The following is a 23,379-nucleotide window of genomic DNA, read 5'->3' as shown; positions in this document are numbered from 1 at the left end:
TAAGAAAGGAAGTAGGCATGAAAAATCAGACTAAAGAGAAAAAAGCATATCAGGCAGTTATATTTGACCTGGATGGAACTCTGTTAAATACATTGGAGGATCTGAAGGACAGTGTAAATTATGCACTGCGGATGTATCATAAAAAAGAACGGTCACTGGAGGAAGTACGGAATTTTGTTGGAAATGGTGTTGAGAAGCTGGTGCAGAGAGCACTTATGCCGGATCAGGATGAAAAGACATTTACAGAGGTATTTGCTGTATTTAAAGCATATTACGAAGAACATTGCAATGATAAGACCTGTCTCTATCCCGGAATCGCAGAGCTTCTGACAAGCTTACAGAAAAAAGGAATCAAAACGGCAATCGTATCCAACAAGATGCAGGAGGGAGTGGATGTCCTGTATCATCTTTATTTTGAAAAATATCTGAAGGTAGCAATCGGCGCAAGCGAAGGAATTCGCAAGAAACCGGCACCGGATACTGCCAGGGAAGCACTGCGGTTATTACAGGTATCAGAAAAAGATGCCCTGTATGTGGGAGATTCTGATGTGGATATTGCAACTGCCAGAAATGCAGGAATGGACTGTGTATCTGTCACATGGGGATTCCGGACAGTAGAAGAGCTGCAGGCAGCCGGAGCGGCTGCGATGATAAACAGACCGGAAGAGCTGCTGGCTCTGATAGAAACATCCGGGAAAGAAACAGAAATGGAAAGAGAAATGGAAACAGCAGCACCTGTAAAATGGCTGTCCAAATTTCAGGAGAACCGGGAAATTACTGTAAGTGTGCCGGGATCTAAAAGCATCACAAACAGGGCACTTCTTCTGGCAGCACTGTCACAGGGAACATGTCATTTGAAAGGAGTCCTGTTCAGCGATGATTCCCGTGGCTTTCTGGACTGCTTAATTAAATTAGGATTTAATATTGAAATAAATGAGAAAAGGAAAGAAGTTATAATAGAAGGAACAGGAGGAAGGATTCCTGACAGAAAGGCTTCCATCGATGTAAGAAGTGCAGGAACTGCGGCACGTTTTCTTACAGTAATGCTGGCTATGGCTGGAGGGGATTATGAACTGACAGCATCACCCCAGATGTGTAAGCGTCCCATGGAGCCATTGCTTTCCCTGCTGGAGGCATGTGGTGTTACATTTGAATTCCACGGGGAGGAAGGACATTTTCCTTTTGCCCTGCATTCTGACGGTATTCATCAGAAGGAAGTAAGGATCGATACAAAGATCAGCAGTCAATTTGCCAGTGCTTTATTAATGTGTGCAGCCATGAAGGAAGATGGCCTGACTGTCATACTTGAAGGAGACAGAAGCGAAGGTGCATATATTAAAATGACACTTGCTATGATGAGACAGTTTGGAATTGAAGTGGAAAGGGAAGGAAGGAAGTGCATCGTGTCCGGAAATGCTTCCTTTGGCGTTCCGGTATATGAGATCGAGCCGGATGTTTCTGGAGCCTGTTATTTCTATGCAATGGCTCCACTTTTAAAAACATGTGTTATTGTAAATGGAGTCCATGAAAACTCCATACAGGGAGATATTGCATTTTTATCTGTGCTTTCCAAAATGGGGTGTAAGATGGAGGATACAGAGAAAGGGATCTGTGTGGATGGCCGTCTGTTAAGTGCGTATCCGGGGCAGACTCTTTCCATGAAGGATTTTTCTGACCAGACTATGACCATGGCAGCAATTGCACCATTTGCTGCTTCAGAAACAAGGATCTGTGATATAGAACATATCCGCTATCAGGAATCAGACCGGATGAAAGCGATCATCACTGAATTAAACAGGATGGGTGTCAGCTGCGAGGAGATTCCGGAGGAAAAGGGAATTCTGATCAGACCGGTTTCAGAAGATGGGATCAGAGAAACGGAAGTGGAGACCTATGAGGATCACAGAATGGCAATGGCCTTTTCACTGATCGGGCTGAAAACAGGAAAGATCGGGATCAGGAATCCTGGATGCTGCAGGAAAACATTTGAAAATTATTTTGAATTGATCGAGGAATTACAGGAAAACAATCATGCAGGAAGTGCGGAACAGTAATACAGTTGAAATAACAGAGGAAAGAGCAGAAAGGGTCGTACTGGCGGCAGTGGAGGAGGGTATCACAGAATCAACAGGTGATATGTCACACAGAATGGATGAGCTTGCCAGTCTTGCGAAAGCCTGCTATATGGAACCGGTCGGTATGGTCATACAGAGGCTGGAAACGGTGAATAAAGGGCTCTATATGGGAGCTGGCAAGGTACAGGAATTAAAGGAACTGTGTGTAAGGCTGGAAGCTGATCTGGTTGTTTTCAACAATTCCCTGACACCATCCCAGCTGAGAAATCTGCAGGATCTGCTGGATGTCCCGGTTATGGACAGGACGACACTGATCCTGGAGATCTTTGAAAGCAGGGCAAGGACAAGAGAAGCCAGGCTTCAGGTGGAAACAGCAAAGCTTCAGTATCTTCTGCCAAGACTGGTAGGCATGCATGAAGCACTGACAAGGCAGGGCGGAACCAGTGGAAGCATGAGCAGCAGGGGAGCCGGAGAAAAGAAGCTGGAGTTAGACAGACGGAAGATCGAACACAGAATTGCGGAACTGCAGCGTGAGCTGAAGGAAATTACCAAGGAGAGAGAAGTACAGCGGAGCAGAAGAAATAAAGGAAGACTGCCGCTTGTTTCCCTTGTCGGGTATACCAATGCAGGAAAATCAACGATCATGAATGCCATGGTGGATCGTTATGCGGCCGGAGAAGAAAAGAGAGTGCTTGAGAAGGATATGCTTTTTGCTACACTGGATACCTCGGTCCGCCGGATCAATACCGGGGATAACAGAGACTTTCTGCTGTCAGATACAGTTGGATTTATCCATGATCTGCCCCACAGCCTGGTGAAAGCGTTCCGGTCTACGCTGGAGGAAATAGAGAATGCTGATCTGCTTATACAGGTGGTGGATTATTCGGATCCCTTTTATGAGGAACAGATGAAAACAACGGCGCAGACCCTGTCAGAGCTTTCCGCAGGACATATTCCCATGCTTACCGTATATAATAAGGCGGACAGAAGGGAGGGGGCTTCCTATCCGAGAACAGTCGGGGATAAGCTCTTTGTTTCAGCAAAGGAAGAAGCATCACTGGATCTGCTTGTCGGGGAGATCCTTGAAAAGATTTATGCAGATCAGGTGGAGGGAGAGTTCCTGATTCCTTTTCAAAGAGGGGATATTGTTTCTTACTTTATGGAAAATGCTGTGATACTTAAGCGGGAATATAAGGAAGAGGGAACACTTCTTTTGGTGAAATGCCATCCGGCAGACAGGGAAAAATACCGCAGCTATCTGACAGAAACAGGGGGAAATGATGCAGAAGGAAAGATTGAATAAATATCTGGCATCCTGCGGCGTATGCTCACGGAGAGATGCTGATAAGCTAATAGAAGAGGGAAGGGTCCAGGTAAACGGACAGAAGGCTGTGATGGGGCTCCAGGTCTCGGATGAGGACGAGATCGTGGTGAATGGTAAACATCTTCCCGGGAAAAATGATAAAGTGGTTTACGCTTACTATAAGCCTCTTGGAGTGACGTGTACGGAGAGAGACCGGCATGCGGACAAGGTTCTGACGCAGCAGGTGAAGCTGCCGGTGAGAGTGACCTATGCAGGTCGGCTTGATAAAGATTCAGAGGGGCTGATCCTGCTTACGAATGACGGAGACCTGATCCATACGATGATGAATGGCAGTGGAAACCATGAAAAGGAATATATCGTGAAGGTGAATAAGGAGATTACAGGCGAGTTCCTGCAGAATATGGCAGATGGTGTGTTCTTAAGGGAGCTGAACCGCAGGACAAAACCCTGTAAGGTAGAGAAAATCGGGAAATTTACCTTCCGGATCATTCTAACCCAGGGAGTCAACAGACAGATCAGACGAATGTCCCATGCTTTGGGATTTGAGGTGACAGCGATCAAAAGAATCCGTGTGGCAACTGTGGAACTTGCAGGCTTATTACCCGGGAAATACCGCCAGATCACTGGGATAGAATTACAGATGTTATACAATTCATGCATGAAAAATACCAGTAAATATAAGGAATTATAAAAATAGAAGATCTTTTTGATACCTGAAAGCCTGCAGACAGAAAGACGGAGAAAAACAGTGATTATGAAATAGGCATTGAAGGAAAAATAAAAATAAATGAAGGGAATCCTGCAAGTAAAATGGATAGTAATCGGATAGAAACAGAGGTAATGGACAAAAAAGAATACGATGAACTTACGAAAACAATCAATTATCATATGGATCGCTATTATAATCAGGATGAACCGGAGATCAGTGATTATGACTATGATCAGCTGATGCTGAAGCTGAAAGCAGCCGAGAAGGAGCATCCGGAATGGGTCACACCACAGTCTCCGACGCAGAAGATCGGTGGCACGGCGAAGCGCGAGGCAGGTGTTAAGGTGACACATGATGTGCCGATGCTTTCCATTGAAGATGTTTTTACAAAGGAAGATGTTACTGCATGGGTAGAGAAGGTAAAAGCCCTTCACCCGGACTGCAGTTTTTCTGTCGAGACCAAAATAGACGGACTCAGCATGACACTTCGGTATGAGAAGGAGGAAGATGGATGCTTAAGGCTTATTCTTGCAGAAACCAGAGGAGATGGACTGGTTGGTGAGGATGTGACAGCCAATGCGCTTGTGATCCCGGATGTGAAACGGTCAGTGGATCTGCCTTATGCTTCCCTGCAGCTTCGCGGGGAAGTATACATGTCCCATGAAGATTTTGAAGGCTATAATCTTGAGCAGGAACAGGCGGGAAAGAAGCTGGCTGCCAATCCAAGAAATCTGGCGGCAGGAACACTGCGGCAGCTGGATCCGGGAGTTACAAAGAAGCGTGGGCTTCGTATGTTTGTATTTAATGTGCAGCAGGGACCGGAGGAGCTGACGGAAAGTCATTGCAAGGGAATGGATATCCTGCAGCGGCATGGGATACCGGTTGTTTTTCACAGAAAATGCAATACAGCAGAGGAGATCATCAGAACGATAGATGAGATCGGGGATATGCGTGGTGAGCTGGATTACGATATTGACGGAGCAGTCATTAAAATCGACCAAATCCGATACCGGAATGATTTCCCGGCGGGAAGCAAATATTCAAGCGGACATATCGCCTATAAATATCCACCGGAAGAGCGTGTCGTGATCATGGACGATATCCTGGTGGATGTCGGCAGAACCGGCAAGCTTACCTTTACCGGAGTATTTCATGATCAGATCACAGGAAAGCCGGCAAGACTGTGTGGGACGAATGTATCAAGAGCAACTCTGCATAATCAGGATTATATTAATGAAATGCAGGCAGGTCTTGGAGGAGCATACAGGATATTTAAGAGCGGGGAAATCATCCCCAAGTTAAACGGATGCGTTGAGGCACCAAAGCAGGTTTTTAAGGCACCGGAAAGATGTCCAGTCTGTGGAAGCATCCTGGTGAAGGATGAGGATATGGCAGATATCTGCTGTCAGAATGTACTTTGCCCGGCACAGCTGACAAGAACGATTTCCTATTTCTGCTCTTTGGATGCAATGAACATTATGGGGCTCGGAGATTCGATCATCGATATACTGATCAAGGCAGGATACGTGAAAACCTTTGCAGATATTTATAAGCTGAAGGAGCATAAAGAAGAATTGATTGCGAAAGGCGTATTTGGCAAAGAAAAAGGAACGGTCAAAGTGCTGGAGGCAATCGAAAAATCTAAGGAAAACGAACCGTTTAAGCTGCTGACAGGTCTGGGGATCAGAAATGTAGGAAAAAATACAGCCAGAACGATCATGAAGCATTTCGCATCTATCGATGATCTGCAGAAGGCTTCTTATGAAGAACTGATCGCAATTGATGACATAGGAGATACTACGGCACAGTGTATCAGACAGTATTTTGATGATCCGGAGAATCAGGTGATCATATCAGAGCTTAAGGCCGCCGGGCTTACTATGGAAATGCCGGAAAATAATGATGCGGGTGATAAATTAAAGGGACTGACGATTGTTGTGACGGGAACACTGCAGACGCTTGGCAGAAAAGAAGTCGCAGACCTGATTGAAAATAATGGCGGAAAATGTACAGGCTCTGTTAGCAAAAAGACAGATTACCTGGTGGCAGGAGAGGCGGCAGGAAGCAAGCTTATAAAAGCACAGGCACTTGGAATCCCTGTTATTACAGAGGAAGAACTTCTGAAAATGCTTTCCTGAGTTTTTTACTTGTTTCACAGTAATATTTATAGTTTAATGGAAGAGAATGGAATCATGCTTTTGAACGAAAAGGATATAAAAGAGTCAGATAAAAATATGAATGAAAATGAATTTGTGGAAGCAGATGCGTCAGAAGGCTGGCAGGAGCGTCTGACTGGGATGTTCCCGGCACTGGAGCAGGAGCTGCATCTGACGGAGCATGCACTGTCAGTGCTGGTAAATCCAGGAAAAGACAACAGGATTTCTTCGTATGCTGTGTGTGTTTATGAGCCGGATCTTGTGGAAGATAAAAGGAACGGAAGTAGAAATACAGTTCTTGCCAGGATCAGGGAAGGAATTCTGAAATCAAACCCGGATATAGTGGCGGTTGATTCCAGAAACTCCGGGTTAAAGGAATTTGAAGAGGCTGTGGAAGACATAAATGGACGGTTTTCTGTCCGGATGGATAAGAATTCAGAGAATTTTGTGAAATGCCTCGAGAATTGTATCCGGTATGGCATAGAAAATTATGTGCCAAAGGCGGCTGCCTTTGCCTGCTGTGCAAGGTATAAGGAATGTTCGGAGAAAAAACAGTGTATTCATCCGAATACGCTTTATGCGAAGGCATGTGAATACAGAAAAAATCTCGAAAACGGCCGGGTGTTTTATTAACAGATAAGAATTGACAGAATAAGGAACGGAATAAGAAAGAGAAATCGGAGGAAAAGGGAATGCCGGTTAAGGTACAAAATGATCTGCCAGCGAAGGGCATACTGGAAAATGAAAATATATTCGTAATGGATGAAGACAGGGCGATGCATCAGAATATCCGTCCTCTTAGTATCTGCATCCTGAATCTGATGCCGGTGAAGCAGGACACGGAGCTGCAGCTCCTTAGGGCATTATCCAATACCCCGTTGCAGATAGCAGTTTCCTTTATGAAAATGAACAGTCATGTATCATTAAATACACCGATCCAGCATCTGAACCAGTTTTACAAGACATTTGATGAGCTGAAAAATAACAAATTCGATGGACTGATCATTACCGGGGCACCGGTAGAGCAGATCCCTTTTGAAGAGGTGGATTACTGGAAGGAACTGTGTGAGATCATGGACTGGAGCAGAAAGCATGTCTTTTCCACGTTCCATATCTGCTGGGGAGCCCAGGCAGGACTTTACTATCACTACGGACTGAAAAAGGTACTCCTGCCACAGAAGCTGTTTGGTGTTTACGAGCATAAGGTAATGAACCGCAAGGTTCCACTTGTGAGAGGCTTTGACGATACTTTTCTGATCCCTCACAGCAGACATACAGCAGTTCTTTCTGAGGATATCCATAACTGCAGTGAACTGACAGTGCTGGCAGAGTCAGAGGAGGCAGGAGTCCTTCTCTGTATGGCGGAGGAAGGCCGGCAGATCTTCGTTATGGGACACCCGGAGTATGACCGGTATACCCTGCATAATGAATATATGAGGGATAAAAATAAGGGACTTCCTATTCAGATGCCGAAGAACTATTATCCGGGGAACGATGACACGCAAAGACCATCTCTGCAATGGCGCTCCCACAGCAATAACCTTTACTGCAACTGGCTCAACTACTACGTATACCAGACCACACCTTATGATCTGAATGAGATTAACTGAAAAAGGTTACGGGTGAAATGATTCTGTATATTATTTCCTGCATCAGAGAGGACCATGAACTTAAGCTGGATGGATCTTTTCCGTCAGTTCTGTTGTATTGTTTAAAAATAGCACAGTGTGAGTACCGATAAATGGACTCGTACTGTGCTATCCTTATATTATGTTATCAAAAGAATTCTGACTGTTGTGATTATATATCAACTGATTTTTATTAAAAATGACAAAAATGTGCAAAAAACTTACAAAAGCAGAGACAAGAGATAAAGAAAGGTGTATCTTAATTTTATATAACGAATTCCATCAGAAATATAATTATAGAGATGACATTGCACGAAAAAAGATGCGAGAATTGGTTAATTCGGATGCAAATAAAGTGATAAATGTGATTAGTACACTGATTTAAGAGGTGAATGAGTATGAAAGCATATTCAGAAGCGTATCTAGAGGGAGTAGTGGAAAATCAAGGAAGATTATTTGACTATGTAGCAGAGACTTTCCCTGATAAAGATACTGAAGATTTTATAAATGCCTATATGATGAGTAAAACCAGAAAATATATAGATGAGGCGCAGGCATATGTAAATACAATGGATGAAAAAGAATTGTGGAAGTATTTTTGTGATAATGAGGATTATCATATGAAATCTGGAAAGGCAATGACAGGATTTATGCCAGATTGGATTGGTGAGTTTTATGCTTATTATCAGTGGTATTATAACCTTTCAAGTGCAGAAATTCTTCAGAAAATTCCTGTAGATTTTCTAAAAAAAGCATATGCAGGTCTTCATGACTTGGATTTAGAACTGGCAGTACAGAAAGTAGGGGCAGTATCATGAAAGTTATCTGTTTTCATAATCCAGATGAAGAAAATGGTTTTTTGAGTAATTGGTATTTATCATATTTTGAAGTGGATGGGAAAACATTTTCTTCAGTGGAGCAATTTATGATGTATCATAAGGCTGTTTGTTTTCGGGATGGGACGATAGCAGAGCAAATACTTGCAATTGATGATGTAGCACGTATTAAAGAATTGGGTCGGACAGTTTCAGGATATAATGACAATATTTGGAATGGTGTAAGGCAGTTAATAGTGTATGAAGGACTACTTGCTAAATTTTCACAACAAGAGATATTGAAAAAGAAGCTATTAGAAACTAAGGATGCGATACTTGCCGAATGTGCAGTACATGATAGTGTATGGGGAATTGGCTTGTCTGTGAAAGACGAAAGACGATTTGATATTTCACAGTGGAAAGGGAAAAATCTTTTGGGATATACACTGATGATGGTTCGAAATCATGTGGAATAACTCTATTTCATCGTAAGTGTTATATTTTGCAAATTACAGAGTGAAAAACTTGGGAACAGCGTAAGTTGGATGACGTTTAGTAAAGGAAGTGGTTATTCAAAAGGTGATTTGACTGAATCCGAGGCTCCGATTATTTTATATGGAAGATTATATACAAAATATGAAACCAGCATTTCAGATGTGGATACGTATGTAGAAGCAAAAGAGGGTTCTGTATACAGTAAGGGTGGAGAGGTTATTGTTCCTGCATCAGGTGAAACAGCAGAGGATATTGCAAGGGCTGCAACCGTTGATAAATCAGGTATTTTGCTGGGTGGAGATTTGAATATTGTGATGCCGAATGAAGATATTATTGCTATTTGCAGGGGTGTCTATGGCCAGTGTGGCGAGACGCTTGGGACATGCGAGTATGACAACTACACAGAAGACATATCTACATATTATTCAAGAGTTAGAAAATAAGGATGTGGATTTGGTTATGAGAACATTGTCGGGGTTGTAAAATAAAAAGAAATAAGTAACTAAAGGTAATGCTTACGCTGATGATTGAATAGCGTATCTATACAAGATGCGAGGGATATACCGATTGTGTCAATTCTATCAAGGCAGGCTACTGCTCCATGTAGCTTTGCCGTTTGAGGAAAAGCCTAAGAGTAATCTTCCGGGCGATAATTTGAAATATTATCATTAGAGGGAATCATTAACTACCAGGCAGATTGCAGAGCGAATGGAGGTTGTTCCTGCTACCATCCTGATGTATGAACAAAATAAATATCATATGGTATAATACTGTTGTTGCGGAAATGTCCAATTTGACTCGAAGGGAGGACTGAACATGAAGATAAAGGATCTTCTTGGAGAAGCAACAGAATATGACAAAAAACAGGCAGTTGAGCATAAGAAAGTGAAAAGCTGGCTTAAAAGTGTCAGTGCTTTTGCGAATACAACAGGTGGAACTCTAATCTTTGGGATTACTGATGACGAAGACATTGTTGGTCTGGAGAATATTAAATCTGATTCCGAATTCGTCAGTCAGAAAATCAAGGAGAGAATTTCGCCATTTCCAGAAGCTATAATGACGCTTCATAAAGCAGAAGACGGAAAAGAACTATTATTGCTTCATGTTCCGGCAGGAGCAGAAACACCTTATTATTACACTGGTGATGGCATGACGGAAGCTTACATTCGTATTGGCAATGAAAGTGTTGCTGCTGATGCGACTGAACTGAAGCGTTTGGTTATGCGTGGTAGAAACTCATCGTATGATTCATTGATGTCCCCGTACAACTATGAGGATTTTTCTTTCAGCAAATTAAGAGAACGCTATAAATCCTGGACCGGAAACAGCATGACTGAGAAAGGTTTTGAATCTTTCGGTATTAAAGATGCACATGGACATCTTACTAATGCAGGAGCCTTACTTGCTGATGATACACCTATTCGTTGGTCTCGCCTTTTCTGCACAAGATGGAATGGACAGGATAAAAGTGGCGGACAGGTTGATGCTTTAGACAGTGCTGAGTATAATGGCAGTCTTATTATTCTTCTGAATGAAGGCATGAGCTTTGTAAAGCGTAACATGAAAACTCTTTGGAAGAAAACTCCAAATTCCAGAATTGAAATGCCGGATTATTGTGAAAGAAGTGTTTTTGAAGCTTTGGTAAATGCCTTGATCCACAGGGATTATCTGATTAATGGCAGCGAGGTTCATGTGGATATATTTGATGACCGTTTGGTAATCTATTCTCCAGGCGGAATGCCTGACGGCACACAGATTCAGGAACGTGACATTGACGATATTCCATCCACCAGAAGGAATCCTATCCTTGCCGATATTTTTGCCCGCCTTGGATATATGGAACGTCAAGGCAGTGGTTTAAGTAAAATCTGCACTGCATACGAAAATGCTGCAAATTATCAACGGGGTTTAGAACCAACCTTCCGATCCAATCGAGTGGAATTTACAGTAAAGCTTCCGAATCTGAATTTTAAAGCATCAAGTGATGAAGCTTTAAATGAGGTATTAAATGAAGCTTTAACTGATAATCAGAAAACATTGCTTGATATACTGCGCAATAATCCAACAATTACACAAAAAGAAATTATTGAGCTAACCTCTTTGTCGAGAAGCACTGTTCAGAGAACGATCAAAGAGTTATCTGAATTGGGTCGACTGGAAAGAGCTGGTTCAAAGAAAACTGGCAGTTGGAATGTAAAAGAGTAACAAAGCAGTAGAATTCTAAGGGACAGCAGATATATGGAAGAGAATGGGAGAACAGAGATGATGAAAGCCTATGTCGCTTTTTATAAAAGCATTATAGATCAGGACAGAGCATCTGTTGTGATCTGCAGCTTAAAGCATGAGATCATATACATGAATCCGGCAGCAGCTGCCAGCTATGCCAAATATGGTGGAGATAAGCTGATTGGACGAAGCCTTCTGGAATGTCATAATCCTGAATCAAGGGAGAAAATAAAGCAGGTAATGGACTGGTTTGCAGCAGACGAAAGCCACAATATAGTCTATACCTTCCATAATGAAAAACAGAATAAAGACGTTTATATGGTGGCGCTCAGGGAAGAGGGAAAGCTGATCGGATATTATGAGAAGCATGAATATCGAAATGCAGAAACCATGAAGCAATACGACTTGTGGTAAGGTATGTTTACAAAAAAACTGCATAATGATACGATAGACATAGTTGAAAGTCTACAGAAAAAGGAGCGTGTGCATGCAGAAAAAAAAGTACGACAGTCTTTCCATGGAGTTGCAGGAGAGGATTCTGGAGGATCGGAAAAATCATGTGGAGAATCCTTACGCATTTCCGGATGAAAGGGTGATCAGAAGAAGACCAGATCATGACAGAGCCAATCTCTGGCGGCCTGCTTTTGTCAGGGACTGTGAAAAGATCATGCATATTCCCTATTACAACCGGTATGCAGATAAGACACAGGTTTTTTCTTTATATAAAAATGACGATATTTCAAGGCGTTCCCAGCATGTACAGTTAGTAGCCAGGATTGCCAGAAATATTGGAAGAGTCCTGAATCTGAACCAGGATCTGATCGAAGCCATTGCCCTGGCACATGATATCGGACATACTCCGTTTGGCCATGCCGGTGAACGGATGCTGAATGATCTTTATCATGCACATACGGGACGGTACTTTAACCATAATATCCAGAGTGCAAGGGTGATCGACAGAATCTTTCCTTTAAATATCAGCCTGCAGACACTGGATGGTGTGATCTGTCACAACGGAGAACTGGAGCTGAAGGAATACAGGCCGGTGCCTTATGAGGATTTTGCACTGTTTGATCAGAAGATGGAGCAGTGCTATACCGATACGGAAGCGGTGAAGAGGCTGGTGCCGTCCACTCTGGAAGGATGTGTTGTGAGGGTATCTGATATTATCGCATACCTTGGCAAGGACAGACAGGATGCCATGAAGCTTGGCCTGTTTGAAGAAGACCCTGACTATGAAATCAGCAGTATCGGAACGACCAATGCGGAGATCATCAATAATATTTCTGTCAATATCATGGAGAACAGCTACGGACAGAATTATCTGAAGATGGATGATCAGTATTTCGAGGCACTGAAGGGAAGTAAAAAAGAGAATTACAGACGGATCTATGGAAATGAGAAGCTGGAAGCTGTTTACCGGGAGCAGATCAGTCCCATGTTCCGTGATATTTATGAGAAGCTTCTTTCCGATTATGAAAAGAAGGACAGAAGCTCTGTGATCTTTACTCATCACATGGATTATCTGTATGATATGACCCATTATTATGCGGATTTTGCAGCCTATGAGGCAGAGGATGCCAATGATATCGTAGTGGATTATATGGCGAGCATGACGGATGATTATTTTATTGACCTCTATCATTATCTGTTCCCGAAGGGCAGGTATCAGGTCAGCTATGTGGGTTATTTTGACCACGAGAAGAAGATGAAGGGGGAAATTTAGATTGAATATTATTTTATTGTCAGGAGGCAGTGGAAAGCGTCTGTGGCCCCTGTCCAATGATATCAGATCCAAACAGTTTATTAAGATCTTTAAGACAGAAAATGGAGACTATGAATCCATGGTTCAGCGGGTATACCGGCAGATCAGGGCTATGGATGAGACAGCTACAGTAACGATCGCTACCTCAAAGACACAGGTATCAGCGATTCATAATCAGCTTTCGGAAAATGTCAACGTCTGTGTGGAGCCTACGAGAAGAGATACCTTTCCGGCCATTGCCCTGGCAACGGCATATCTGCATGATGTGCTTGGTGTATCCAGGGATGATTCTGTAGTAGTATGTCCGGTAGACCCTTATGTGAATGAAGATTATTTTGCAGCAGTAAAGCGTCTTTCCGATATGGCAAAGGAAGGAAGCTCGAATCTGGTACTGATGGGAATAGAACCCACTTACCCAAGTGAAAAATATGGATATATCATCCCGGGGGATAAGGAAGAGGTCAGTCCTGTAGTTGCCTTTAAGGAAAAGCCGGATCTGCAGAAGGCAAAAGAATACCTAAGCCAGGGGGCACTTTGGAATGGAGGCGTATTCGCTTACAGACTTTCCTATGTGCTTAAGAAAACGGAAGAACTGATCGGTTTTTCTGATTATCAGAAGCTGTTTGACGGTTATAAGGATCTGAATAAGATCAGCTTTGATTATGCTGTGGTGGAAAAGGAACCGGATATCCAGGTGCTGCGTTTTGGCGGTCAGTGGAAGGATATGGGAACCTGGAACACCCTGACAGAGGCTATGGAAGAGCCAAGTATCGGAGAGGTCATGCTGAATGAAAGCTGTGAGAATGTCCATGTCGTGAATGAACTGGATGTGCCGGTACTCTGTATGGGACTGAAAAATATGGTCGTGTCTGCCAGTGCGGAGGGAATCCTTGTTTCAGATAAGGAACAGTCCAGTTATATCAAACCATTTGTGGATAAGATCAGTCAGCAGATCATGTTTGCAGAAAAGTCCTGGGGAAGCTTCCGGGTACTGGATGTAGAAGAAGAAAGTATGACGATCAAGGTCATACTGAATCCTGGGCATAAGATGAACTATCACAGCCATGAGCACAGAAATGAGATCTGGAATGTGATCGCAGGAAACGGAAAGGCGATCCTGGATGGCAGGGAGCAGACGGTAAAACCGGGTGATGTGCTTTATATGCCGGCAGGCTGCAGGCATACCATTATTGCAGATACAGAGCTTAAGGTCATTGAGTCACAGCTTGGAAGGGATATTACCGTACAGGACAAGATCAAGTATCCGATGCCCTGAGAAGAATTTGCAAGACAGTACAGTTTGAGGTAATATAAAAAGAAAAGATAGAATACCACTGCGAAGGCAGGGATAAGAAAGGTAAGAATAAAATGAAGATAGCAGTAGCAGGAACCGGATATGTAGGACTGGTAGCAGGTGTATGCTTTGCAGAGAAAGGTTATGATGTTACCTGCGTAGATGTAGATGAGAAGAAAATAGAAATGATGCGTCAGGGGATTTCGCCTATTTATGAGGACGGACTGGAAGAACTGATGCAGAAAAACAATGCAAGAGGAACGCTGCACTTTACCACTGATCATGTAGCAGCTTATAAGGATGCAGATGTTATTTTTATCGGTGTCGGCACGCCGGAAATGCCGGATGGCAGTGCCAATTTAAGCTACATTGCCACTGTATCCAGGCAGATTGCAGAATCTGTGGAGAAGGACTGTCTTGTTGTTGTGAAGTCCACAGTACCTGTAGGAACCAATGACAAGGTAGAGCAGTTTATCAAGGATTTCCTTGTCCATAATGTGGAAGTGGAGGTTGCTTCCAATCCGGAGTTCCTGGCACAGGGAACTGCAGTCCATGATACTCTTCATGCAGCAAGGATCATCATCGGTACAGAGAGCAAAAAGGCAGAAGAGCTGCTGAAGAAGATCTATGAGCCGTTCGGACTTCCCATTGTATCTGTCAAGAGAAGATCAGCAGAGATGATCAAGTATGCCTGCAATGATTTTCTGGCACTTAAGATTTCCTATATGAATGATATTGCCAATCTCTGTGAGCTGGTTGGTGCAGATATCAAGGATGTGGCAGAAGGCATGCGTTATGATGAAAGGATCGGTTCCCGTTTCCTGAATGCCGGTATCGGCTATGGCGGAAGCTGCTTCCCCAAGGATACCAAGGCACTGAAATTCCTGGCAAGAGAGCATGGCTACCAGCTTCGGACGGTGGAAGCCTGCGTGGCAGTGAACAGTGACCAGAAGACCAGACTGTTTGAAAAGGCAAAGGACAGAATGATCTCCTTCAGCGGACTTAAGGCAGCAGTCCTTGGACTTACCTTTAAGGCCGGAACAGACGATTTAAGAGAAGCACCTTCCATTGACAATATCAGACTGCTGTTACAGAACGGTGCTGACATCTATGCGTATGATCCCAAGGGGGAGGCAAGGGCAAAGACTCTTTTCCCGGAAGGAAAGCTGGATAAGGGAACCATGAATTATGTGTCCTCCCCGGAGGAAGCACTGGAAGGAGCCAATATCTGCTTTGTGTTTACCGAGTGGAAGGAAATGAAGGAGCTGACACCGGCAGATTATAAGAAAATGATGCATACACCACTGGTATATGATGGACGTAATCTTTATGCACCGGAGGCTATGAAGGCAGCAGGTGTTGAGTATTACAGTATCGGACGATAGAGGGCAGGCATATGGAAAGAGATAAGCTGGATGAAAAACGGATTTTTCTGTTTCTTGCAATTACATTCCTGATCACTTATGTAATAGAGATTGTTTTTATAGCACCTATGGCGGGAAGCGGGGATGCAAGCAGAGCCATGATGGCACAGAGCCTGATCGCAGCGGTGATGTTTGTGCCGGCGGTCAGTGTGGCGCTGACAAGGCTGCTGACGAAGGAAGGCTTTGCCATTAAGGAGCTGCATCTGGCATTTAAGTGGAAGGGCAACCAGAAATATTATATGCTGGTCTGGCCGGGACTTGCCGGAATGATCCTTCTTGGTGCTATCCTGTATTTCCTGATCTTCCGGGAACAGTTTGACAGTAACCTTGGTTATATCGGGGCATTGCTTACTGCACAGGATGGAAATACCTATACGACAGGACAGCTCTGGCAGTACATGTTCTTTCAGCTTCTGATCGGAGTGGTATTGTCACCGCTTGTCAATCTTGTGAACTGCTTTGGTGAAGAGTGGGGCTGGCGGGGCTATCTGCTTCCGAAGCTTTTGAAATGTATGCCGGTGGTACCAGCGGTACTTCTGGATGGTGCGATCTGGGGACTTTGGCATGCACCACTGATTGCTCTGACCGGCTATAATTATGGAATCGGTTATGCAGGATATCCGGTGACCGGAATCCTCGCAATGTGCGTATTCTGCATGGCAGTGGGTACGATCTTTTCCTACACAGAGATCAAGACGGGAAGTTGTATTCCTTCCATTCTTGGACATGGAATGATCAATGGTTTTTCCATGATAGGAGTATACTTTACTTCTTTAGCACATCCTTACAATGTATTCCTTGGACCTATGCCGCTTGGCTTCATTGGAGGTCTGTTTATCCTGATCATGGCCGGGGTACTTCTGTATCAGCTGGATCAGGAGGAAAAAGCCGCAAAATCAACAAAGGAACAGGTAAAAGATTTGTAAAACCCTTGCAATTTGTAGACAGGAGTGCTACAATGCAGATGTTGTTAAATGATTACAGTTTTAAGTGGACTTGCGAGAGTCCACTTTTTTACTGCCGTGTGTAATGAAAATACAGGAGAGGAAGAGAGATGTCCAAGAAGGAAAATTATGAATCAAAGACAGAAGCGCTTCTTCTTCCCATCGCAGAAAAGAATCATGTGGAGATCTATGATGTGGAGTATGTGAAGGAAGGAAGTGAATGGTATCTTCGAGCATATATTGACAGGGAGGGCGGCGTCAGTATCAATGACTGTGAGGCTGTGAGCCGGGAGCTGTCCGATGCCCTTGACAGAGAGGATTTCGTAGAGGATGCCTATATCCTGGAGGTAAGCAGTCCCGGACTTGGAAGGGTACTGAAGAAGGATAAACATCTTCAGAGAAGCCTGGGAGATAAGGTAGAGCTTAAGACCTATAAGCCGGTAAACGGAAGCCGTGAGTTTGAAGGGATCCTGAAGGGCTTCGATGGCAGTACAGTGACAATACAGAATGAGGAAGAGGAACTGCAGTTTGACAGAAAAGATATTGCCGTAATAAAACTGGCATTTGATTTTTAGCGAGGAAAGGATAAGAAAATGAACAAGGAATTAATGGAAGCACTGGACATTCTGGAAAAAGAAAAGGAGATCAGCAAGGAGACACTGTTTGAGGCAATCGAGAATTCACTTCTGACAGCCTGCAAGAACCATTTCGGAAAGGCAGATAATATCAAGGTAGAGATTGACAGAGATACCTGTGATTTCCTCTGTTATGCAGAAAAGGAAGTAGTGGAAGAGGTAGAAGATGACTGTCTGCAGATCTCTCTTGAGGATGCACAGAAGATCAAGGCAGATGCCAAGATCGGTGATATGATCCACGTAGAGATCAAGTCCAAGGAGTTTGGACGTATTGCTACCCAGAATGCAAAGAATGTGATCCTGCAGAAGATCCGCGAGGAAGAAAGAAGCGTGATCTATAATCAGTATTATGAGAAGGAAAAGGATGTTGTTACCGGTATTGTACAGCGTTATGTAGGAAGAAATATCAGTATCAATCTTGGTAAGGCAGACGGTATCCTGAATGAGAGTGAGCAGGTAAAGGGCGAGGTATTCAAGCCTACCGAGAGAATCAAGGTTTACATCCTTGAAGTAAAGAATACACCTAAGGGACCGAGGATCCTGGTGAGCCGTACCCATCCTGAGCTGGTAAAGAGACTATTTGAGGCAGAGGTAACTGAGATCAAGGACGGAACTGTAGAGATCATGAGCATTGCCAGGGAAGCAGGAAGCAGGACTAAGATGGCAGTACGTTCCAATAATCCCAATGTAGATGCGGTAGGTGCCTGCGTAGGTATCAACGGTGCAAGAGTAAATTCCATTGTAGATGAGCTGCGTGGAGAAAAGATCGATATCATCAACTGGGATGAGAATCCTGGTAATCTGATTCAGAATGCACTTTCACCGGCTAAGATCGTGGCAGTATTTGCAGATCCTGATGAGAAGACAGCCAAGGTAGTTGTTCCGGATTATCAGCTTTCCCTTGCAATTGGTAAGGAAGGACAGAATGCAAGGCTGGCAGCAAGACTGACAGGCTATAAGATAGATATTAAGAGTGAGACCCAGGCAAAGGATGCTCCCGGCTTCCGTTATGAAGATTATATGGACGAATATGATGAATATGACGATGAAGAATATGAAGAGGGATATGCAGAGGAGTCTGACAGCACACAGGAATAGGAAGGAGTATTTGCATGGCGAAAAAAATTCCGGTAAGACAGTGTGTTGGCTGTGGTGAGATGAAGAACAAGAAGGAAATGATGCGGGTTCTTCGTACACCGGAGGGAGAAACCGTGCTTGACAAAACAGGCAAGAAAAATGGCAGAGGCGCATATCTTTGCATATCGAAGGAATGCCTTCAGAAAGCCAGAAAAAATAAAGGACTGGAACGCTCCTTTAAAATGAGTATTCCAAATGAAGTTTATGACAGCCTGGAAAAGGAGTTTGATGAAGAGAATGGATAGGATCTTATCCCTGCTGTCACTTTCCGCAAAGGGAAGAAATCTGGTCAGTGGAGAATTTTTGGCAGAAAAAGCGATAAAGGAAGGAACGGCGAAGGTCGTGATCGTATCAGAGGATGCCTCGGAGAATACGAAGAAGCATTTCCGTGATATGTGTAATTACCGGAAGATACCGGTTTTCTTCTATGCCACAAAGGAAGAGCTCGGAAAGGCAATAGGCAGGGAAATGAGGGCATCTCTTGCAGTAACAGATGCCGGAATGGCAGCAAACATAATCGGACATTTGGAAGAAAGGTAATGAGACGGAGGTAGTAGAATGGCCAAAATGAAAGTGCATGAATTAGCAAAAGAACTGCAGAAGCAGAGCAAGGAGATCCTTGCATTTCTGCAGGAGCAGGGAATAGAAGCCAAAGCACCTCAGAGTACACTGGAGGAGGATACCGTGGCACTCGTGAGAAAGAGCTTTGGGGCAGATACAGGAAAAACAGAAGAAAAGAAAGCAGCTCCCGTGAAGGAAGAAAATGCAAAGGCACAGACAGCACCGGCAAGGGATCAGGGCACAGAGGAAGCTCCGAAGAAGAAAAAGAAGATCATTATTGTCAGCAACAATAATGGCAGTAATAATTTTTCCTCTCAGAGACCGGGTAATAACAGACCGGGGCAGGGCGGCAATGGCAGACAGGGAAACAATGGCGGAAACCGCCAGAACAGACCTGCGCAGGAAACCCATCACAGGATCATCAAGCCTCTGACTGCACCTTCCATGCCCGATACCATGAAACCGGACTTCAAGCAGAATGCAAGGAGAATGGAAGAAGAGAGAAATGCAGCCAGAAATCAGGCAAGAAGAGAAGCTGAGGCTGCTGCAGCAGAGAGCGCGCAGAGAAGACCTGCCCCTTCCCAGAATCAGGGTCAGAGACAGACACCGAATCAGAATCAGCAGTCAAGGGAACAGGCACCTGCCAGACAACAGGGCAGAGAGGAAAGATATCAGAGAAATGAAAGATCACAGGAGCAGAGACCGCAGAGAAATGACGGCAGAGGAAGCTTTTCAGGCAATCGCCCGAATAATGCGGGCGGCAGGAACGATTTCCGCAGGGATGGCGCTCCTTCAAATGGCAGCAGACCTTCGGGAAGTAACGGACGTCCTGAAAGAAGCAATGGCGGGCAGGACAATCGATTTAAAAAGCCTGAAAGACAGGGTAAAGGTTTCATGGCAGATACCCCGATTAAGGATGCCGAGAAGCATAGAGATGAAGAAAAGCGTAGGAACAGCCAGGAGCGTGACAAGAAGTCCAAGAAGGACTTCATGTACGAAGAGGACGAAACTGCACTGAAGAATAAGAACAAAGCCGGCAGATTTATCAAGCCTGAGAAAAAGCAGGAAGAGCCGGAGGAGCAGATCAAGGTGATCACTCTGCCGGAATCCCTTACGATTAAGGATCTGGCGGATAAGATGAAGCTGCAGCCTTCTGCGATCATCAAGAAGCTGTTCCTGCAGGGACAGATCGTGACTGTTAATACAGAGATCTCCTACGAGGAAGCTGAGAACATTGCCATTGATTATGATATTATCTGTGAGCAGGAGGTCAAGGTAGATGTGATCGAGGAGCTTCTGAAGGAGGATGAGGAGAAGGAAGAGGATCTGGAGAGAAGACCTCCGGTTATCTGCGTTATGGGTCACGTTGACCATGGTAAGACATCACTTCTTGATGCCATCCGTAAGACCAATGTAACAGATAAGGAAGCAGGTGGTATTACACAGCACATCGGTGCGTATACTGTAAATGTAAAGGGTCAGAGCATTACCTTCCTGGATACACCGGGACATGAGGCCTTTACAGCAATGCGTATGAGAGGTGCAAACTCCACGGATATCGCTATTCTGGTAGTAGCAGCAGATGACGGTGTTATGCCTCAGACGGTAGAGGCGATCAACCATGCCAAGGCAGCCGGTATTGAGATCATTGTTGCAGTCAACAAGATCGATAAGCCTGGTGCCAATATTGATAAAGTAAAGCAGGAAATGACAGAATATGAGCTGATCCCTGTAGACTGGGGCGGAAGCACAGAGTTTGTGCCCGTTTCAGCCAAGTCCGGGGAGGGAATTGATACCCTGCTTGAAACAATCCTTCTGACAGCAGAGATCATGGAGCTGAAGGCAAATCCTCACAGACGTGCAAGAGGTCTTGTGATCGAAGCAGAGCTTGACAAGGGACGCGGACCTGTGGCAACAGTTCTGGTACAGAAGGGTACCCTTCATGTAGGAGACTTTATTTCTGCAGGAGCGACTCATGGCAAGGTAAGAGCCATGGTAGATGATAAGGGCAGAAGAGTGAAGGAAGCACTGCCTTCCACACCAGTTGAGATCCTGGGTCTTTCTGATGTACCAAGTGCAGGTGAAGTATTTATCGCACATGAGAGTGATAAGGTAGCGAAGTCCTATGCAGAGACGTACCTTGCACAGAACAAGGTGAAGAAGCTGGAAGAAACGAAGGCCAAGATGTCCCTGGATGATCTGTTCAGCCAGATCCAGGCAGGCAATCTGAAGGAGCTGAACATTATCGTGAAGGCAGATGTCCAGGGTAGTGTAGAAGCAGTAAAGCAGAGTCTGATGAAGCTTTCCAATGAAGAGGTTGTTGTAAAGTGCATCCATGGCGGCGTTGGTGCCATCAATGAATCCGATGTTTCCCTGGCAAGTGCATCCTCAGCGATCATCATCGGATTTAATGTACGTCCGGATGCCATGGCGAAGACCATTGCGGAAAGAGAAGGCGTAGATATCAGACTTTACAGAGTAATCTATCAGGCAATCGAAGATATCGAAGCTGCCATGAAGGGTATGCTGGATCCTGTTTACGAGGAGAAGGTGATCGGTCATGCGGAAGTAAGACAGATCTTCAAGGCATCAGCAGTTGGAAATATTGCAGGATCCTATGTTCTTGACGGTGAGTTCAGAAGAGACTGTAAGGTTCGTATCACCAGAGAAGGGGAACAGATCTATGAAGGCGAGCTGAAGTCCCTGAAGAGATTCAAGGATGATGTGAAGGAGGTCAAGGCAGGATTCGAATGTGGTCTCGTGTTCGAGGGCTTTGATCAGATGCAGGAGCTTGATATCGTGGAAGCCTATATTATGGTGGAGGTTCCAAGGTGAGAAAGAACAGCATGAAAAATACAAGGATCAATGGTGAGGTGCAGCGGGTTCTTGCCGAGATCATCAGAGGTGGCATCAAGGATCCAAGGATCAGCCCGCTTACCTCTGTGCTTTCCGTAGAGGTGGCACCGGATCTGAAGACCTGTAAGGCATGGATCAGCGTGTATGGAGATGAAAAGGCAAGGGAAGATACTCTTGCCGGGCTGAACAGTGCCGAAGGATATATCAGAAGCCGTCTTGCAAAGGAGATCAATCTTCGGAATACACCGGAGATCCGGTTTATCGTGGACGAATCCATTGCTTACGGTGTCAGGATGTCCAAACTGATTGATGATGTCATCAAAAAGGACGAAGAAGGGCAACATGAAAGTAATTGATATTTATGAAGAAGTAAAAGCCGCAAAGACCATTGGGATCAGCGGACATATCCGCCCTGATGGGGACTGTGTCGGTTCCTGCCTTGGATTATATCTTTATCTGAAAAAGAAGTGCAGTGGGGCAAGGGTACAGGTAATGCTGGAGAAGCCGGGAGATATTTTTTCCTGTATCAGCGGCTTTGATGAGATTGACAGTACCTTTTCCGGGCAGCAGGAACCATATGATGTGTTTATCGCACTGGACTGTGAAAAAAGCAGGCTGGGTGAAGCAGAGAAATTTTTTGATCAGGCAGGAAAGAGGATCAATATCGATCATCATATCAGCAATGAAAATGGCTGTGGGGATGTAAATTATGTGATCCCGACAGCAAGCTCAGCCAGTGAACTGGTCTATGATGTGATCCGGAAGGAAGAGCTGGATGCAGAGATTGCAAAGGCGCTTTACATAGGGATCATACACGATACTGGTGTGTTCCAGTATTCCAATACATCACCAAAGACCTTGCAGACCGCATCTCATCTGATCTCATATGGGTTTGATTTCCCGGCACTGATCAGCAGTACCTTTTATGAGAAGACCTATATCCAGAATCAGATCCTGGGAAGGGCGCTCCTGGAAAGCATTCTCTTTATGGATGGCAGATGTGTGGTCAGCATGATCGATAAAAAGACCATGGCATTTTATAATGCAGATTCCCATGATCTGGAGGGTATTGTAAGCCAGCTCCGTAATACCAGAGGTGTAGAATGTGCTATCTTTATGTATCAGACGGGGACTTTGGAGTATAAGGTGAGCCTGCGGTCAGCCGGGATCATAGATGTAGCAAGAGTAGCAGCCTTCTTTGGAGGTGGCGGACACATCCGGGCAGCCGGTGTGACCATGCAGGGAACGTTTCATGATATTGTGAACAATCTTTCCGCGCAGATTGCACTGCAGTTTGAGGAAAACGCAGATAAAAAAGAAGCAGAGTGAGAAAAT

General features: G+C 44.5%; 21 protein-coding genes and 1 pseudogene. All 22 read left to right on the top strand.

Annotation, left to right across the window (positions count from 1 at the left end):
- Positions 1–17 precede the first annotated feature (17 nt).
- The 22 genes and pseudogenes from aroA to OCV77_RS05765 all read left to right on the top strand — a co-directional run bounded on the left by aroA (position 18) and on the right by OCV77_RS05765 (position 23,373).
- Complete coding sequence (gene aroA, locus OCV77_RS05870; protein ID WP_317246622.1) at positions 18–2,054, top strand: 3-phosphoshikimate 1-carboxyvinyltransferase; 2,037 nt, start codon at positions 18–20, stop codon at positions 2,052–2,054.
- Positions 2,032–3,378 carry a GTPase HflX gene (gene hflX, locus OCV77_RS05865; protein WP_262574022.1) on the top strand — a complete coding sequence of 449 codons (1,347 nt, stop codon included), beginning with the start codon at positions 2,032–2,034 and terminating at the stop codon, positions 3,376–3,378. The genes aroA and hflX overlap by 23 nt, the downstream gene beginning before the upstream one ends.
- Positions 3,353–4,090 carry a pseudouridine synthase gene (locus OCV77_RS05860; protein WP_262574021.1) on the top strand — a complete coding sequence of 246 codons (738 nt, stop codon included), beginning with the start codon at positions 3,353–3,355 and terminating at the stop codon, positions 4,088–4,090. Before hflX ends, OCV77_RS05860 begins: the two co-directional genes overlap by 26 nt.
- Before the next feature lie 119 nt (positions 4,091–4,209).
- On the top strand, positions 4,210–6,246 hold the full coding sequence (gene ligA / locus OCV77_RS05855; protein WP_331488759.1) for an NAD-dependent DNA ligase LigA: 2,037 nt from the start codon (positions 4,210–4,212) through the stop codon (positions 6,244–6,246).
- 54 nt (positions 6,247–6,300) lie between these two features.
- Complete coding sequence (locus OCV77_RS05850; RefSeq protein ID WP_262574020.1) at positions 6,301–6,897, top strand: hypothetical protein; 597 nt, start codon at positions 6,301–6,303, stop codon at positions 6,895–6,897.
- Positions 6,898–6,956: 59 nt separating this feature from the next.
- Complete coding sequence (gene metA / locus OCV77_RS05845) at positions 6,957–7,874, top strand: homoserine O-acetyltransferase MetA (protein WP_262574019.1); 918 nt, start codon at positions 6,957–6,959, stop codon at positions 7,872–7,874.
- Positions 7,875–8,290: 416 nt separating this feature from the next.
- Positions 8,291–8,710 carry a hypothetical protein gene (locus OCV77_RS05840; RefSeq protein ID WP_262574018.1) on the top strand — a complete coding sequence of 140 codons (420 nt, stop codon included), beginning with the start codon at positions 8,291–8,293 and terminating at the stop codon, positions 8,708–8,710.
- Entirely contained in the window at positions 8,707–9,183 is a 477-nt protein-coding gene (locus tag OCV77_RS05835) for an NADAR family protein (RefSeq protein WP_262574017.1), read from the top strand. Before OCV77_RS05840 ends, OCV77_RS05835 begins: the two co-directional genes overlap by 4 nt.
- A 349-nt stretch (positions 9,184–9,532) precedes the next feature.
- Positions 9,533–9,685, top strand: a pseudogene (locus OCV77_RS16640) (site-specific integrase); the annotation flags it as partial.
- Between the two features lie 333 nt (positions 9,686–10,018).
- Positions 10,019–11,407, top strand: a complete 1,389-nt coding sequence (locus OCV77_RS05825) for an ATP-binding protein (protein WP_262574016.1) — start codon at positions 10,019–10,021, stop codon at positions 11,405–11,407.
- 33 nt (positions 11,408–11,440) lie between these two features.
- Positions 11,441–11,842 carry a PAS domain-containing protein gene (locus OCV77_RS05820; protein ID WP_262574015.1) on the top strand — a complete coding sequence of 134 codons (402 nt, stop codon included), beginning with the start codon at positions 11,441–11,443 and terminating at the stop codon, positions 11,840–11,842.
- A gap of 73 nt (positions 11,843–11,915) precedes the next feature.
- Entirely contained in the window at positions 11,916–13,154 is a 1,239-nt protein-coding gene (locus OCV77_RS05815; RefSeq protein WP_262574013.1) for a deoxyguanosinetriphosphate triphosphohydrolase family protein, read from the top strand.
- Position 13,155: 1 nt separating this feature from the next.
- Positions 13,156–14,469, top strand: coding sequence for a sugar phosphate nucleotidyltransferase (locus tag OCV77_RS05810; RefSeq protein ID WP_262574012.1), 1,314 nt, complete (start codon positions 13,156–13,158; stop codon positions 14,467–14,469).
- Between the two features lie 92 nt (positions 14,470–14,561).
- Positions 14,562–15,872 carry a UDP-glucose dehydrogenase family protein gene (locus OCV77_RS05805; protein ID WP_118797828.1) on the top strand — a complete coding sequence of 437 codons (1,311 nt, stop codon included), beginning with the start codon at positions 14,562–14,564 and terminating at the stop codon, positions 15,870–15,872.
- 11 nt (positions 15,873–15,883) lie between these two features.
- Positions 15,884–16,837: a CPBP family intramembrane glutamic endopeptidase gene (locus tag OCV77_RS05800; RefSeq protein WP_262574011.1), complete on the top strand. Its 954-nt coding sequence runs from the start codon at positions 15,884–15,886 to the stop codon at positions 16,835–16,837.
- 128 nt (positions 16,838–16,965) lie between these two features.
- Positions 16,966–17,430: a ribosome maturation factor RimP gene (locus OCV77_RS05795; RefSeq protein WP_118797830.1), complete on the top strand. Its 465-nt coding sequence runs from the start codon at positions 16,966–16,968 to the stop codon at positions 17,428–17,430.
- Positions 17,431–17,448: 18 nt separating this feature from the next.
- Positions 17,449–18,588 carry a transcription termination factor NusA gene (nusA, locus tag OCV77_RS05790; protein WP_262574010.1) on the top strand — a complete coding sequence of 380 codons (1,140 nt, stop codon included), beginning with the start codon at positions 17,449–17,451 and terminating at the stop codon, positions 18,586–18,588.
- A gap of 14 nt (positions 18,589–18,602) precedes the next feature.
- Positions 18,603–18,872, top strand: coding sequence for an RNase P modulator RnpM (rnpM, locus tag OCV77_RS05785; protein ID WP_317246621.1), 270 nt, complete (start codon positions 18,603–18,605; stop codon positions 18,870–18,872).
- On the top strand, positions 18,865–19,167 hold the full coding sequence (locus OCV77_RS05780) for a L7Ae/L30e/S12e/Gadd45 family ribosomal protein (protein ID WP_317246620.1): 303 nt from the start codon (positions 18,865–18,867) through the stop codon (positions 19,165–19,167). The genes rnpM and OCV77_RS05780 overlap by 8 nt, the downstream gene beginning before the upstream one ends.
- An 18-nt stretch (positions 19,168–19,185) precedes the next feature.
- Positions 19,186–22,023, top strand: coding sequence for a translation initiation factor IF-2 (infB, locus tag OCV77_RS05775; RefSeq protein WP_262574008.1), 2,838 nt, complete (start codon positions 19,186–19,188; stop codon positions 22,021–22,023).
- A complete protein-coding gene (rbfA, locus tag OCV77_RS05770) occupies positions 22,020–22,400 on the top strand; it encodes a 30S ribosome-binding factor RbfA (RefSeq protein WP_118797835.1) in 381 nt (126 codons plus the stop codon). Before infB ends, rbfA begins: the two co-directional genes overlap by 4 nt.
- Entirely contained in the window at positions 22,387–23,373 is a 987-nt protein-coding gene (locus OCV77_RS05765; protein WP_118797836.1) for a DHH family phosphoesterase, read from the top strand. Before rbfA ends, OCV77_RS05765 begins: the two co-directional genes overlap by 14 nt.
- Positions 23,374–23,379 lie beyond the last annotated feature (6 nt).

Origin of the sequence: Suilimivivens aceti (assembly GCF_025567405.1) — a bacterium.
GTDB lineage: Bacteria > Bacillota > Clostridia > Lachnospirales > Lachnospiraceae > Suilimivivens > Suilimivivens aceti.
Note: the sequence above shows the minus strand (reverse complement) of the source record. Positions and strands in the feature narration are given on the sequence as shown.

Excerpts from the sequence above, each read along its gene's own strand:
- aroA (WP_317246622.1), top strand. The coding sequence starts at position 18 with ATGAAAAATCAGACTAAAGAGAAAAAAGCATATCAGGCAGTTATATTT.
- hflX (WP_262574022.1), top strand. The coding sequence starts at position 2,032 with ATGCAGGAAGTGCGGAACAGTAATACAGTTGAAATAACAGAGGAAAGA.
- OCV77_RS05860 (WP_262574021.1), top strand. The coding sequence starts at position 3,353 with ATGATGCAGAAGGAAAGATTGAATAAATATCTGGCATCCTGCGGCGTA.
- ligA (WP_331488759.1), top strand. The coding sequence starts at position 4,210 with ATGGATAGTAATCGGATAGAAACAGAGGTAATGGACAAAAAAGAATAC.
- OCV77_RS05850 (WP_262574020.1), top strand. The coding sequence starts at position 6,301 with ATGCTTTTGAACGAAAAGGATATAAAAGAGTCAGATAAAAATATGAAT.
- metA (WP_262574019.1), top strand. The coding sequence starts at position 6,957 with ATGCCGGTTAAGGTACAAAATGATCTGCCAGCGAAGGGCATACTGGAA.
- OCV77_RS05840 (WP_262574018.1), top strand. The coding sequence starts at position 8,291 with ATGAAAGCATATTCAGAAGCGTATCTAGAGGGAGTAGTGGAAAATCAA.
- OCV77_RS05835 (WP_262574017.1), top strand. The coding sequence starts at position 8,707 with ATGAAAGTTATCTGTTTTCATAATCCAGATGAAGAAAATGGTTTTTTG.
- OCV77_RS05825 (WP_262574016.1), top strand. The coding sequence starts at position 10,019 with ATGAAGATAAAGGATCTTCTTGGAGAAGCAACAGAATATGACAAAAAA.
- OCV77_RS05820 (WP_262574015.1), top strand. The coding sequence starts at position 11,441 with ATGGAAGAGAATGGGAGAACAGAGATGATGAAAGCCTATGTCGCTTTT.
- OCV77_RS05815 (WP_262574013.1), top strand. The coding sequence starts at position 11,916 with ATGCAGAAAAAAAAGTACGACAGTCTTTCCATGGAGTTGCAGGAGAGG.
- OCV77_RS05805 (WP_118797828.1), top strand. The coding sequence starts at position 14,562 with ATGAAGATAGCAGTAGCAGGAACCGGATATGTAGGACTGGTAGCAGGT.
- OCV77_RS05800 (WP_262574011.1), top strand. The coding sequence starts at position 15,884 with ATGGAAAGAGATAAGCTGGATGAAAAACGGATTTTTCTGTTTCTTGCA.
- OCV77_RS05795 (WP_118797830.1), top strand. The coding sequence starts at position 16,966 with ATGTCCAAGAAGGAAAATTATGAATCAAAGACAGAAGCGCTTCTTCTT.
- nusA (WP_262574010.1), top strand. The coding sequence starts at position 17,449 with ATGAACAAGGAATTAATGGAAGCACTGGACATTCTGGAAAAAGAAAAG.
- rnpM (WP_317246621.1), top strand. The coding sequence starts at position 18,603 with ATGGCGAAAAAAATTCCGGTAAGACAGTGTGTTGGCTGTGGTGAGATG.
- OCV77_RS05780 (WP_317246620.1), top strand. The coding sequence starts at position 18,865 with ATGGATAGGATCTTATCCCTGCTGTCACTTTCCGCAAAGGGAAGAAAT.
- infB (WP_262574008.1), top strand. The coding sequence starts at position 19,186 with ATGGCCAAAATGAAAGTGCATGAATTAGCAAAAGAACTGCAGAAGCAG.
- OCV77_RS05765 (WP_118797836.1), top strand. The coding sequence starts at position 22,387 with ATGAAAGTAATTGATATTTATGAAGAAGTAAAAGCCGCAAAGACCATT.